Below are 13,450 nucleotides of genomic sequence, written 5' to 3'. Positions count from 1 at the left end.
GCGCCCCGATGGTCCTTCAAGAACCTCCAGCCGGCCCACCGACCCCCTCGTTGAGCCGTCCAAATGGACGTCCTTTTTGCTGTCCAATCCCATCCGAAACCTCCGTCCAAGCCGGAGGCTTCTTTCGCACGTTCATTCGAATTCTGAAGCAAGGGTATCGGCTTCGCGCTTACCGTACATCTGCCGTTTGACCAGCTTGAGCTTGGTGATCTGAGCTTCCACTTGGCCACTGGACCATGGTTGCGTAATAGCGGCGTGCACCGCGCCCTTATCGTTGGCAATTCCATTCGCGAAGGAGGCAATGAGGCTCCGCTGGGATTCATCAATCCAAGGTTCGAGCTCCATCTCGGCCTTCCTTCGGATCATCGCGTGGAAGCGGCCAACGAGAGCTTGGGCATCAGCCAGCATAGGAACGTTTTGTTCGATGACGGCAAGCGTGACGGTCTCGGCCTTGGTTAGGTAGTCGCGCTTCGTCGTCATCAACTGCGCTATCGTCCTGGCGGCGGGGACCTTCTGCAATTGTTGATGGCTGATGGTCTCGGCACGCCGCCGTCGCGTCGACCATTCCGCCACCACGCGCAGCGATCCCTTGAAGCCTTGTCCCTTCAAACGGCGCCAGAGTTCGGCACCATTGCGACAGCCGCCTGACCACTGCGCGTCCAGGAACGGCAGATGCCCGTCCAGGGTGCTTTGACGGGTGCGGAACACATCCGTACCGCCGCCGCGGCTAATTTGGCGAACCAGATTGCGACAATGTCCTGTGCGGCGGACGATCTCCTTGAGCGGCACACCGTCGCTGACGAGAGCCGCAATTTCGGCATGGCTGTCCTGGCGCCGCAGATAGCCGTGATCGCGCAGCTTTTCCAGCGTCCAAGTAGCCAATCCTTCGTTTTCGAGCGGAATGTGATCATAGCTGTCAACAAGTGCCGAGGGAGTGTCCCTCGGAGGGAGGCCGCGGCCCGTCCGATCCGTCAAATGAGGGGTTCCGCGTGAACTTTCCGCGCCAACGGTCTCGATTTCCACCAAGTGAAATAGAGCGCGATGAGCCACAGTACGGGCAATACCGTCAACAGCGAACCCACGGCAGCAATCGTGGGGTCGATCTGGTTGCTGATGTTCTCCAACATTTTCAGCGGCAGCGTGCGAATTGAAAATCCGCTGACCAACGAAGTGACGACGACCTCGTCAAAAGAATGTATGAACGCGAATACGGCGCCGCCTATAATGCCGGGACGGATCAAGGGAATCGTGATCTTTGAGAAAGTCTGTAGAGGCCCGGCCCGCATGCTCATTGCCGCCTGCTCCAGCCGCCGATCGAAGTTCGACAGGTTGGCCGAAACAATGACGACTACAGTACCCATCGCTCCGACGCTATGCGCGAGCACCAAACCTGTCGCGGTCCCGATTAGACCCAGTTTGACCAGTCCGAAATAGATCGCGACGCCCACGACGATCAGAGGAAAGGTAATCGGCATCAGAATTGCCAAGGTCAGAAACGAGCGCACCCGCGGGGAGGTACGGCTAAGACCGAATGCCGCGAGCGTGCCGACGATCGTCGACAGAATGGCAACAATGATAGCGACCTGGAGGCTCGCCCAGAAAGCGTCGGTCCAAGTCGGGTCCCCAAAGAAGGACCGGTACCATTGCAGTGAAAACCCCGATGGCGGAAATTCTAATACCGCGCCGGCGCTGAAGGACATAGCTATCACGATAAGGCCTGGAAACTGCAGGTAGATCATGACGGCCACCATAAAGAATATGCCAATCAACTTCGAGCGGTTGCCCTTACCAGCGGCTTGGTATAGTTGGACCCTCCATCGCGCCGCCTTGAAAGAAGCGGCGACTTCATTGACATGGACTGTCACGCTCCTGAACGCTAGTAGCGAGAGCTGCCAAGATTTGCGCTCTTTCTGCACAACGACGCCGTGTTGGGTGGAAAGATTGAGTCCGAAGATGGACAGCGCGAATGCGGCGATCCCTAGGAGAATGAAGGCCGACGCGGCCACAGGGCCCAGATCGATGGAGGCCGCCATCTGGGACGCAATGAAATTGGACAGCATGGCATCGCGCAGCCCGCCGAGAGCGGCTGGTGTGATGTAGAAGCCGAGACTACCGACAAAGACAAGCAACACCCCGCTGCGCACACCTGCCAGACTGAGTGGGAAGAATACGCGCCAGAAAGACGCAAATGGCCGCGCCCCCATACTGTTAGCGGCGGCCATCAACGACTTGTCGATGCCCATCATGACGCTGAGCAGCGGCAGAATCATGACCGGTAACATGATGTGCACGATGCCAATATAGACCGCCGTCCGATTGTAGATGAGTTCCAGCGGGCTCGAAATCAGGCCCATCTTGAGCAGCAGACTGTTTATTAGACCGCGGTCACCAAGGATGACGGTCCAAGCGTAGGTGCGGACGACGCCGCTGGTCAACCATGGGATAAAGGTAAGCACAATGAGGACGGCGCGAAGGTGCTTCGAAGCGATCGCTATGAGATAGGCCATCGGATAGCCGAGAAGCAGACAGATGGCCGTCGCCACCACACTCACCTCGATGGTCTGAAAGAGTACGCGGACATTCGCGGGTTGGATGAGAAACGATTGATAGTTGACTATCGATAAGGCCGGCGCATTGAGGCTGGTCAGGAACAGCAAAACCATCGGAACGCCAAAGACGACGAGTAGGATAGCAAGCGCCGGCACCGTAAGCCAGATAGGCATTCGGCTGAGTTTTTGAAGGGTCTCCATGTCAGTCTCCCTCTCAGCGCCTCAAGCTACGAAGCGTAGGTCTGAACGCAGCCACTCGAGCCGCACCTGGTCGTCTCGTTGGAATATCTGCTGCCCCGAAGCTACATGCTCGCGTACAACGAGCGCACTGCCTGCAACGCGCACACGATATTTGCGCAACGGGCCGGAATAGATCATCTCGTCTACCGTACCCATGACGCACTGGCGCTGGTGTGCATCAGGGGGCCTCGGCGCCTCGGGTGCCGCGACGCAGATTCGCTCCGGTCGTATCATTGCCACGCTGCCGGGCGGTTGTGCGGCATCTGATTCGAGCTTGAAACGGGGGCTTTCAAAGATATTCGCCTCGCCCAGAAATTTCGCTACAAAGCGTGTAGCGGGCCGGTCGTAGAGCGCCTCCGGGGCGTCAATTTGTTCTATCCTTCCGGCTCGCATAACGACGATGCGATCGGATAGCGTGAGTGCTTCGTCCTGATCGTGCGTTACGCAGACGGTTGTGATGCCGAACTCCCTGTGCAGATTTTTGATCTCGCCCTGCATCTGCTCGCGGAGGTTTCGATCGAGCGCGCCAAGGGGCTCGTCGAGCAGCAGGATCGGCGGCTCGGCAATTAACGCACGCGCAAGCGCCACCCGCTGCTGTTGACCGCCACTCAACTGAGAGGGCATGCGACCACCCAGATCTGCGAGATGCACCCGCTCAAGAATACGGTCTACCCGCGTTGCCCTCTCGTCAGCCTTCACCCCACGCATTTCGAGCGGAAATTCAAGATTCCGGCGCACCGTGAGATGCGGGAAGAGCGCGTAGCTTTGGAAAACAATGCCTTGATCTCGCCGATAGGATGGCACCGCGCCGACCGATCTTCCGGCGATCATGATATCTCCCTGCGTGGGCGCTACAAAGCCAGCCAGCAACATCAGTGTTGTCGTCTTACCGGAGCCGCTCGGACCAAGTATTGTGAGAAACTCGCCGCGGGAAATGGTCAGGGATAGGTCCTTGACCGCAGCAACGGGGCCATACATCTTTGTAAGGCTGCGAAATTCAATCTGCGCAGGAATCAAGCTTCTCTCCATGGCGACTCGCTGAAGGCATGATAGAGCGCCAGGGTCGCCGATCGCGTCGCGACTCTGCCTCCACAGTCCACGCGTTCTGGCGCTACTTAAGAATCCACTGGTTCCATCGCTGGAGTAGCCGCTGCCCGTTTGTCAGGCCATCCGAGCCGGTCTCGCGGTACCATTTGATGTTCTGAAAATAGCTGGTCGCCATGTATTCAGGATAGGTACAAAGTTTGCGACCTACCGTCTCGGGCAAATGCTTGTAGGCGTTACGATTGCTGGGAGCTTGGGGATACAACTGGGCAAATGCTGCTTGGCGGTCTGACCGTAAGGTAAATTCGATGAACTTCTGCGCATTCTCGGCATTCGGACTGCCTTTTGGGATAACCAGATAATCCCAATACAGCTTGGCTTCGTTCCGATTGATCTCGATGGGTGCACCTTGGTCAATCAGGAAAACCGCTCGACCGTCAAAACATTCTGCGAGATCGGCCACACCATCCCGCATAATTTGCAAAATTTCGGACCCGTTCCCCCACCACTTGCGGATATGCGGTTTGATCTTGTCGAGGCTCGCGAACGCGCGGTCAGCATCTATGGGATAGAGCTTGTCTACAGGAACCCCGTCCGCCAAGAGAGCTTCCTCCCAGCAACCCCAGGTCACCGTCGGCAGTGAGCGGGCGCCAGGAAACTTCTTGACGTCCCAGAAATCGGCCCAGGTCACGGGCCGCTGCCCGCCAGCCGGAAACTTCGAAGTGTTGTAGACCATGTTCAAGGAAACGAGGTAAGGGCCGACGCCAAACGGATGTTTGCAGCCGTCTATAATTCCTTCCAGATCCTCTTTCTTGTAGATCGAGTAATCGATCCTTTCGAGACAGCCCTTCGAAGCCAAGCTGTCCACGTCACCTATGATGCCCACGTCGACCGAGACACTGTTCGACGTTACCATCATCGCAACCTGCGCGTCGGTGATGTTCTGAGTAATCCGGATCACCTTGACGCCCGTCTCAGCCTCGAACGGCTTTACATAAGCTTCGATGAAGGCTTTGCCAAAATCACCACCGCCCACGACAACCCTTAGCTCGTTTGTCGCCGCGCGGCCGGCCGCTGAAGACAGCGCACCGGCTGCAACCGCGGAAGACGTCGCAAGCATGAGGCGTCTACGATTGATCAGGAAACTCATGGTCTCTCTCCTCCATTGTCAATATGTTGGTTCGACTCCCCGCGTCGGAGCGGTGGATCACGCAATTCAATGCCGCCCGTCGTCTATAGGCACTTCCCAATTCAAATGATGAGACCGGGGCTGACCACCTCATCCAACGGCCAAATCGGACGCGTGACGCGGCTATAAGGTATCTTCCGATAGTCGACCTTCAGAAGCCCACCACTGTCGACATAGATCATTTTGTTGGACAGCGGGCCATCCGCCCCTACGAGAGGTCTAGCACTTTTCGAAACCACGACCTTTTTAGCCATTGGATCGACACCCACGCTGCGGAAGAGGTTCAGCGTCATAGTAGACGCCCGATTGGTAACGAGCACGACATCAGCCGCACCGATCCGCACCGCGGCGCAGTCGCCGAGAGAGCCTTGGGTACCACCATAGAAATTCATGCAATTACGCTTGAGACCTATAACGGTCGCTGTCGCATCGATTGGACTGCCCGACATGGGGCCCATCTTGCCGCCGAGTCGCAATGGGAAGCTGGTCCCCTCGCCCGCGTCAAAACAGAGCCGCACCGCGACAGGGTCCCAGATCACGGCAGCGCTCTCAACCTGGCGATCGATGAGGCAGCGCAGAACCGTTGTATTGTCGGAAGACGCGCCGCCACCGGCAGCATCCGTGATATCTGCAAGCACAACTGGCGCGTCGGTGGATTCCATTGCAGCGTCGATACCGTCGTTGACGGAAAGGTAGTCGTATTGTGCCTCGATGTCAGCGCGCATCGAGATGAACTCCTTGCCGATCACGGTGGCGAGTGCGTCGCCCTTTGCTTTGTCTTTATCCATCACTACAAGGATGCGGCCCGATAGCTCCGGTACGTCGCCCCAGGGGAAACAATGGCAGACCGAGATCGAGAGCACCCCGTCCCTGCCCTCCAGTGACTTGACCCGGTCGACGAAGCTGCGCATCAAAGGCAGCGTCGTGAGATAAAGCTGGATCTGACGACAGTCGTAGAGCGACATCACGGGCTTTACCTGCCCGCGCAGGGTCCTGAGCACGATATCGACCAACTCCTCGGCGCGCTCCACCGTGTCGATGTGCGGATACTCTTTGTAGAGCACAACGATGTCCGCCACATTCACGCGCTTGACTGTTAGGTGACAATGCGGATCAAGCTCGACCCCGATCACGCACTTCGGGCCAACGAGCGCGCGAACGCGCTCAAGGATGTCGCCTTCGACGTCGTCGTAACCGTGCGCTACCATCGCACCATGGAGGCCGAGCAGCACACCATCAATGGGCAGCGCGGCCTTCAGCTGACCCAGGATTTCGTCACGCAAAAACTCGTAGTCGCGCTGGTTCGTAATGCCGGCCGGCGAGGCGGCAAAGCAACTTCCCTCGACAAGTGTAAAACCCTCCGCAGCCGCCCGGCGACGTGCGACCCAGAGCGATTCGGTGCCGAAAAGCGGCCCCCCTTCGGGATGCTCGCCAGGGCGCAAGAAAACGCATTCCTTGAAGGAATCGAGCCCGGTCGGAAGAGGCGATAAGGGGTGACTTTCCGTGGCAAGTGCGGCAGCAAACAAGCGCATTGAAGGCATCTCCGTTGTCAGGCAAACGCTGCATTGTCGCCAGCCACAAAAGCCGGACGTGTTGCGGGATTGTTGTGCTACGCGAGTGCTCCGGAGGGCAAGCTCGGCGGTTACGGTGTCGCTACACGCAGGCCGTCGAGGGTCGTTCACGGGACCACCGGGTCGGGCTAGGTGAAGCCCGTATCACCGAAAGCTCATCGCTTGTCTCCTTAGCGTTTCCCATCTTGTGAATTGACTATTGCTACCTTAGCCTTGAACAAGATGTACCGGACTGAGCCACCGATTTTCCCTGATTTGTAGTTCATTTTTGCAGAAATTCTGCGCTCATGAGCCATCGGTTTGAGCTTTCGGACCGCGCACCCGAGCCGGAGTGGCAAGCATCGTTGCGCCGTTCTTCGGCGCCTCAACTCTCAGACGGCGCCGTCGCGGGCTATCGACCTTGCTCAACGCGTAGAAATCGAATCAACTTCAATTGCGAAACGCGCCAGTAGCGAGAATGCAAGAGGACGTTGCGGCGCTAGCGGATTAGATGTTACTCGAGTGCTGACGCGATGCTTTAGACATCCACGCGAGAGCACTCAAACTCAGCGGAAATGCGATTCAGCGTGTTCAGCCCAATTCAAATCTCCGGGTGACAGCATTTCTGGCGTGATATGGGCTGCGCAGCAGCAGTTCGCGGCGTCGTTCCCGGGAACGTACTCGCATCCCGGTCATCGATTGTTAATCTTCATGTCCCTTACCAAACTCAGCGCTTTCATGGATGGAAGCACATCAGACGGTCTGAACCGCCCCGGTTTGCCGGAGGCTCCGACTCCTGCGAGGATGGAGCCATGACACGCAAGACGACGAACAAGGTTTCACCCGAGGTCCGGGGGTGCGCGGTTCGGATTGTCTTGGATCACGCGAGCGAGCATCCGTTCGTGTTGGGCGGCGGTGACCTCGATTGCGGCCAAGATCGGCTGCACGCCGCAGACGCTGCATGACCGGGTCACGAAGACGGAGATCGACAGCGGGCCGCGTGCCCGCTCAGCTGGCCGAGAAGCTGAAGGCCTTGGAACGGGAGAACCGCGAGCTTCGGCAGGCCTATAAATGAGATCCTGCGCAAGCCAAGGGCTTATTCTGCGACTGCCAGAGATCGACCGGCGGTCCAAGCTGGGATTGCCTTGATTGACGATCATCGTGGGGCGCATGGGGCCGAGCCGACGTGCAAGGTCTTGCCGATCACCCCCTCGACCTGCCAATGCCCACGTGGGCAGGCGGTGCGATCCCGCCAAACTCTCGGCGCGCGCCAGGGACGACGCCGCCATGAAGATCGAGGTCCGGCGTGTGTTTGAGGAGAACTTCCGGGTTTATGGCGTGCGCGATCACGACTGATGCGGGACATGGGTTTGGAAGGCGTGATCCGTGGCAAATCTGTCAGTAGCACTGAGCGACAGGGCCGCGCCATGCCCGTTGGATCCGTCAACCGCCAGGTCAAGGCGCCACGACCGAATGCCCGCTGGCTCTCCGACTTTGGCGGCCATAACTTAAACCAAACGGCCTTCGGCAAAACCGGGGTGGTTCAGTGTTCGGCCGATAGGCGGCATCGATAAGCCTGAGAAACTCGCTGAACCCGTGGACGCCAGGGTTGGGCGGCAAATCCGGCGCCGTCGTTGCGATGGCCTCGTTGCAGGAGACGATCGTCATCGGCTTTACCCGCCGCTTTCCCTTGGCCGAAGCTTTCTTCAGGACTTGGACGTCAAGATAGACGCCCAGGACCTCCGCCATCTCCTGTTCGAACTCGGCATCGCGATTTCCGAGATGGTAACGCACCTTGTGCGGCTTGATTTCCTCTTGGCCAAGGGCCTTGCACAACCGTTCCCTGGACTAAATTGGCCAAACACGCATGCCCTGCAGCCGGCCGTGCTCGCGTGCATGGCGCGCCAAGAGCCTCATCGTCCACAACTCACGCTGACAGCCGTGGTCCTTGGCCTTGGGCATGCCCAACGACTACCAGCTAGGCCTTGGCCTCACGTGTGATCGTTGGCACCTTCGCGGTCGCGGACGATCATCGAGGGTCGCCAGCGGCCCATCGGCTAGTGCTCGCTCGACACAGTCTGCACCGCCTGTTGATACCGCCAAAGTCTTTGGCCCGCCGCGCAGAACGAAGGAGTTTTCCGATACGCCAGCAGCATTCTGTGCTCGCGATACCCGGCGCTGGTCGCCATCCTGCCGCGATACAGCTCCGCCAACTGCAAACGAGGAATCCGCCAACAAACCTTCCATCTCACGAAATCGGCTTTGTCGATGCCCGCAGGTTTCATGGAATCGACCGTCTAGACCTGTTCTGAGTACGTCGAGATCTCACCAATCTGCGATCACAGTGGAATGCCCGAGGTCGGAAGGAATATGCTTATGCAAGTGCCGCGATTGCCTGTCGATGCACCAGGTGCGATCTCGAAAGAATCATCTCCTTCCAATCAGATCTTTGCGGGTAGAAATACTCTTTCGATGTATTTCGAATTTTCCGGCCAAGCTCGGAATTGACCTCTTCTGGGCGATGCATAAAAAGCCAGAGATCATCCCGCCACACGCCCATTTGCCGTGCGCGTTCTGGATCATACGTTCCAAATTCGAGGCACACGTAAGTGTGGCGGTCTTCCAAGCGAGCCTGCCAAAAGTCTGCTTGCGAACCAAAAATGGCTACTCCAGAAGAGGTGCCCAGATCCGGTGATGTCACGGACGGACCAAACATAGCGACTGCTCTTTCATAGCCCCTCAATCCGGATGCGTGCTCACATTGTAGCTCTCCGTAGCCATAGGGTCCGAGGCCGGTATGATAGTCGACAATAAGGACCTGATCGCGGTTGGCAACTTCAAAGTCCATTGCAATACGCTCGAGAGTTCGCCTCGCTTCAGTCGGCCTATCACCACCATAATGCAAACCACCCGGCTTAGTGTACTGACCAGATGACTTTACCAGCCGAAGCTTGTGTTCTCCATGCAAGGCGCGAAACTTTGCGATCACTGCTTCCGCGCAGCTCAGCCCCTCCTCTGAGCTATCCGCGGGGATGAAATATTCGTGCAACTCGTCGTATCCCGGGTTGGAAGGAAGCTGCTTGGAAAAGTCGACAAAATTCCTGTTGAGGTCACATCCTTCAGCAGTAACGCGGCGGTCCCAAGCGAAGCCATAGCAATTCAGTGCGTGCACGAAGAGCACGCCCGTGGAGAGCGAAAGGCATTCGTGGAACTTGGCTTCCAGAAACAGAAGCTGTGCTGCAGATCCGCAGTATCCTTCCGGGCCATGCGTGCCAGAGATCAGGACCAAGAGTTGCTTCGCTTGCGGGTCGCCGAAATAAGCGGCATCCGTGAAGAGAGTCTCACCGGAGGGCCCCTTTGTACCGCATGGGTAAGCTCTCCCTCCAGGTACCGCCGCTATAAACTTTTGCCTAGCTTCTGCGTAGCTTTCAGAGAAGACAGTCCGAGTGATCTGCTTCACGCTATCAAGATCCATTGTGTTTCGTCTTTCTTCGAATCCTTGGGACGCGTAGCATCATTTTCTGATAGATCCTCCCGAATCCAGTTAATCCTTCTCAGCCCAGAACGGCGGTCTTTCGTCTCTTGGTTTGCGAGCAGGGCTCGCCGAGAGGATTAGGGAACGGTGACGATGGTCGCGTTTTGCCGGCTTTCACGAAAATAATTGCCTGTGGCTCACCGCATCGTGCTCGCACCCAATCAACCGCAATATTGCCGCTATCCAACGCCCGCCTCGAAGATCATTTTTTCGATATCTGCCTTAGTGCTCACGCCCAGCAACCCAGCCTTCCCACGTCATCTTGGCTATCGCTCCAATACCGCGAAACGGCTCCGGCGGTATCCAATTGGGACTGGCCAGCATTAGCCGATCGGTCAGAAGAGAAGATTGAGAGCCACACGCCATCTCAGCTAGAAGCTTCCCGTGCATACTGCCTCTCGAGAGCCCTCCCCCAGCACATCCCAGAGAAGCGTACAGTCCCGGCCTCAATTGGCCAAAGTAGAATTGCCCGTTGGACGTAAAGGCCGTTGCCCCACCCCAGACATACTCCAATTGGTGGGATTTCATTCGCGGAAACCGATTTCGAAACAACCGAGTCAAATGTGAGCGGATCTTTTCGGTGTCGTGTTCTTTCTCGTATGAGGCGCAGCTACGTATGAGAAAGCGCCGCTGCACCTTTCTCATGGTAGTTCCCATTGAAAAGACTGGAACCACTCCCCAAGCCGGCAAGCTGCCCAAGCGATTCAGATCGTTGTCATCCAATTCCGGACTGAGGGCTGCATATGTGTAGACCATGATCAGCTTGTCGGCCAGAAATCCCAACGACCTCGCATGTGCATTGTTCGCGATGAATACCTTATCGGCAACAAACTCCCCGCGGTTGGTGTGAACCTGGAAGGGCCCTTTCCCCCCCACCGTCTCTACCGTCGTACGTTCAAGGATCGTGACGTTGCTAGGAAGGTGGTCAGCGAGGCCTCGGATAAGCGCCGCGGGCTGTACCAGAGCGCGGGTTAGCGGTTCAAAGCCGCAACGGTAATAATTGGTGCCAAGAAACTCGGTCAGCCCTTCAAAAGTATGTTCAAGGCACCTAATACTCCATCTTTCGTACAAGTTTCGCAGCGCGTGAACTCTGCGCTCTCCTGCATTCGTGACCGCAGCATCAATGCGCGGCGCCTTCTCGTCCCAATCACAATCTATTTCGTGGTCTCTTACCAGCGTTCGCAACCAGTCCAACCCCGCGATCGAAATGCGGATTTTCCGTTCAGCGTCATCGTCTGCCGAGCCATGTGCGTTTGCCTGCGGTTTAGCAGGCGTCACCGTCACAAATCCCGAGTTTCGGGCCGATGACCCCTCCCCAATCTCGGTTGCTTCGATGACCAGTATCTCACTCTCAGGCATCAACTCAGCAAGGCGACGGGCTGCCCCCAGCCCCGTATACCCTGCTCCAACAACGATTGCAGAGTATCTCCGCCCGTGGGGGAAGTCTTGACGTGGATCTCGCTCCGGAAGCAAGGCGTTCCACCCAGATCGTGCGGTGTATCGAGGCGCTGTATTGCTCTTCATTATATCAATCCCGCACGCTTGTTGGCGCGGCATGCCTCGCGATTCCAGTAAGGTAGCAAGCCAGCCGGTCACAATAGTTCAAGTGAAGCACTCCGCAATGTGCTGGATGACAGCGTGTAGGGCATCTCTTCTCAGCTTGCTAAGCTTCAAACATGGCAAATGTAACGATGCACCGATTTTGATTGCTGCAACAAAACGCTCGTTTGCGCTCAAATTCTGCACCGGAGCCGGGCGCCTTGAATGTTTCGGACGACAGCGAGGATGTCAACGCGCCCAGCGTGCCTTCTCCAGGGTCAGCCCAGGCCATTGTTGGGCTATTGACCTGATTGCGCCTCAGCAACGGGGAGCTCACGCAGATTCCGACCGAGGGACCTGCACGAGGACAGCCAGGGATAGGAAAAATTCTAGAGGCGAAAGCTAACCGGCGATCCGACCTCAGCTTGCTGAGTCCTTCGAGCTAGGCATGCAGATCAAGTTTCTGCAAGACAGGGTACCGTGCAATTTACGCCAGATGCTGTTCGAGGCTCTTCCTAGCATTCTGGGCCGGCTCCGGCAGTTGGAAGCTATCGGCAATTGTTGGTGACGGCCTGGCCGGTCAGGCGGCGGCGGTTGCTGGGTGATGGTCAGCCGGTTTGGGGATGACCTGGTTGAATATCACACCGACAACGAGTTTTTGGCAACTGGTTGTGGCCATCGAGACGGCGCCAGCTTTTCTGTTCGGCCTCGAGCAGCCTGAAGACCAGCGCGAGCGCCGTCCTGTTGGACAGGCGGCCCTTCGATCGGATGATGCGGTGGCGCACCGCACCGAAGGTGCTTTCAATGGGATTGGGGGTCCGCAGGTGTTTCCTGTGCTGGGCCGGGGGTCGTAGAACGCCAGTAGCGTGTCCCGACACTTGCTCAGGCAGTCGGCGCCCTTCTCGTTTTTGGGCGCGTAGCTCTCGATGAAGCCGTCGAACGCCCGCTCGGCGGCAGCCTTGGTTTCCGCCATGCGCGTTTGGCCTTCGGCTGCTAGCTCTTCGGCAGCTTGGGGAGCTTGTGCAGGGCCAGACCTCGCCGGCCGCGTTCCAGAGCCCGAGTGCGCCATCGGCGATGACGAGCCGCGGCGCCACATCGAGCCCGCGCCGCTTCAGATCGAGCAGCAGATCGCGCCAGTCCTGCGCGGTCTCGCGGGCAGCCATCGGTGAAGCCGACCAGTTCCTTGCGGCCTTCCGGCGTCGCGCCGATCAGCACTAGGACGTACTGCTTTTCGTCTTCGAGGCGGGCTTGGAGATGGATGCCATCGGCCCAGATGTAGACGTAGCGCTTCGCCGACAGATCGCGCGTCTGCCACGCGGTGTGTTCGTCAAGCCAACCGTCCTTCCGGCCGATGGCAGATGCTGACAATCCGGCAGCATCCTTGCCGAGCGTAAGCGCGAAGCCGATACCCTTGCTTCAGAATTCGAATGAACGTGCGAAAAAGCCTCCGGCTCTAGACGGAGGTTTGGGATGGGATTGGACAGCAAAAAGGACGTCCATTTGGACGGCTCATCGGTAGGGCCGGTGAGCCGGCTGGAGGTCCTTGAAGGACCGTCGGGGCGCCGCGCGCGTTCGGAGGCAGAGAGCTCGGATCCTCGCGGAGAGTCTGCTACCCCGTGCCCAGGTGTCCGAGGTGGCGCGCAAGCACGGAGCGACGCGCTGGCCGATTTACGATTGGCGACGACGCTTCCGATAGGGAGGCATGTTGGCGCCGCGCGAGGCATCGCAGCCGACATTCGCGCCGCTGGTCGTGGAAGGTGCGTTGGAGGAGCGTCAGGTTCCGGCGATCAAGCTTGAGATCGCG

The 13,450-nt window shown here is 57.9% G+C and carries 8 protein-coding genes, 3 pseudogenes and 1 other annotated feature; of the genes and pseudogenes, 2 read left to right on the top strand and 9 right to left on the bottom strand.

Features of this window, described 5'->3' with window-relative positions; genetic code table 11:
• Positions 1 to 132: 132 nt before the first annotated feature.
• From ABIB00_RS38155 to ABIB00_RS38135, 5 genes and pseudogenes are all read right to left on the bottom strand, one after another.
• Positions 133 to 864: pseudogene (locus tag ABIB00_RS38155) on the bottom strand (transposase); the annotation flags it as partial.
• 107 nt (positions 865 to 971) lie between these two features.
• The gene (locus tag ABIB00_RS38150) at positions 972 to 2,750 is read right to left on the bottom strand and encodes an ABC transporter permease subunit (RefSeq protein WP_354107904.1); all 1,779 of its coding nucleotides are present in this window, start codon (positions 2,748 to 2,750) and stop codon (positions 972 to 974) included.
• Between the two features lie 21 nt (positions 2,751 to 2,771).
• Positions 2,772 to 3,818, bottom strand: coding sequence for an ABC transporter ATP-binding protein (locus ABIB00_RS38145; RefSeq protein WP_354107903.1), 1,047 nt, complete (start codon positions 3,816 to 3,818; stop codon positions 2,772 to 2,774).
• Between the two features lie 82 nt (positions 3,819 to 3,900).
• Positions 3,901 to 4,983: an ABC transporter substrate-binding protein gene (locus ABIB00_RS38140; RefSeq protein ID WP_354107902.1), complete on the bottom strand. Its 1,083-nt coding sequence runs from the start codon at positions 4,981 to 4,983 to the stop codon at positions 3,901 to 3,903.
• Positions 4,984 to 5,084: 101 nt separating this feature from the next.
• On the bottom strand, positions 5,085 to 6,554 hold the full coding sequence (locus ABIB00_RS38135; protein WP_354107901.1) for a M81 family metallopeptidase: 1,470 nt from the start codon (positions 6,552 to 6,554) through the stop codon (positions 5,085 to 5,087).
• 830 nt (positions 6,555 to 7,384) lie between these two features.
• Between ABIB00_RS38135 and ABIB00_RS38130 the strand changes: the two are divergent.
• Positions 7,385 to 8,068, top strand: a pseudogene (locus ABIB00_RS38130) (transposase family protein); the annotation flags it as partial.
• Positions 7,666 to 7,783, top strand: a sequence feature (AL1L pseudoknot). Its footprint overlaps the pseudogene before it by 118 nt.
• Here the strand turns inward: ABIB00_RS38130 and ABIB00_RS38125 are convergent.
• From ABIB00_RS38125 to ABIB00_RS38110, 4 genes and pseudogenes are all read right to left on the bottom strand, one after another.
• Positions 8,028 to 8,408, bottom strand: coding sequence for a hypothetical protein (locus tag ABIB00_RS38125; RefSeq protein ID WP_354107907.1), 381 nt, complete (start codon positions 8,406 to 8,408; stop codon positions 8,028 to 8,030). The pseudogene ABIB00_RS38130 and the gene ABIB00_RS38125 overlap by 41 nt on opposite strands.
• A gap of 538 nt (positions 8,409 to 8,946) precedes the next feature.
• Complete coding sequence (locus ABIB00_RS38120; RefSeq protein ID WP_354107900.1) at positions 8,947 to 10,047, bottom strand: DUF2817 domain-containing protein; 1,101 nt, start codon at positions 10,045 to 10,047, stop codon at positions 8,947 to 8,949.
• A gap of 282 nt (positions 10,048 to 10,329) precedes the next feature.
• Positions 10,330 to 11,631, bottom strand: coding sequence for an NAD(P)/FAD-dependent oxidoreductase (locus ABIB00_RS38115; RefSeq protein WP_354107899.1), 1,302 nt, complete (start codon positions 11,629 to 11,631; stop codon positions 10,330 to 10,332).
• Positions 11,632 to 12,226: 595 nt separating this feature from the next.
• Positions 12,227 to 13,044: pseudogene (locus ABIB00_RS38110) on the bottom strand (IS256 family transposase); the annotation flags it as partial.
• Between the two features lie 226 nt (positions 13,045 to 13,270).
• On the opposite strand from ABIB00_RS38110, the gene ABIB00_RS38105 reads away from it, so the two are divergent.
• Positions 13,271 to 13,342: a hypothetical protein gene (locus ABIB00_RS38105; RefSeq protein ID WP_354107906.1), complete on the top strand. Its 72-nt coding sequence runs from the start codon at positions 13,271 to 13,273 to the stop codon at positions 13,340 to 13,342.
• Positions 13,343 to 13,450 lie beyond the last annotated feature (108 nt).

This window comes from Bradyrhizobium sp. LB14.3 (genome assembly GCF_040547985.1).
Taxonomy (GTDB): domain Bacteria; phylum Pseudomonadota; class Alphaproteobacteria; order Rhizobiales; family Xanthobacteraceae; genus Bradyrhizobium.
This window is presented reverse-complemented; position numbering and strand designations above follow the sequence as displayed.

What these genes read in the sequence shown, in the direction of transcription:
- ABIB00_RS38115 (WP_354107899.1), bottom strand. Translation starts at nt 11,631, where the DNA reads ATGAAGAGCAATACAGCGCCTCGATACACCGCACGATCTGGGTGGAAC.
- ABIB00_RS38150 (WP_354107904.1), bottom strand. Translation starts at nt 2,750, where the DNA reads ATGGAGACCCTTCAAAAACTCAGCCGAATGCCTATCTGGCTTACGGTG.
- ABIB00_RS38145 (WP_354107903.1), bottom strand. Translation starts at nt 3,818, where the DNA reads ATGGAGAGAAGCTTGATTCCTGCGCAGATTGAATTTCGCAGCCTTACA.
- ABIB00_RS38120 (WP_354107900.1), bottom strand. Translation starts at nt 10,047, where the DNA reads ATGGATCTTGATAGCGTGAAGCAGATCACTCGGACTGTCTTCTCTGAA.
- ABIB00_RS38135 (WP_354107901.1), bottom strand. Translation starts at nt 6,554, where the DNA reads ATGCGCTTGTTTGCTGCCGCACTTGCCACGGAAAGTCACCCCTTATCG.
- ABIB00_RS38140 (WP_354107902.1), bottom strand. Translation starts at nt 4,983, where the DNA reads ATGAGTTTCCTGATCAATCGTAGACGCCTCATGCTTGCGACGTCTTCC.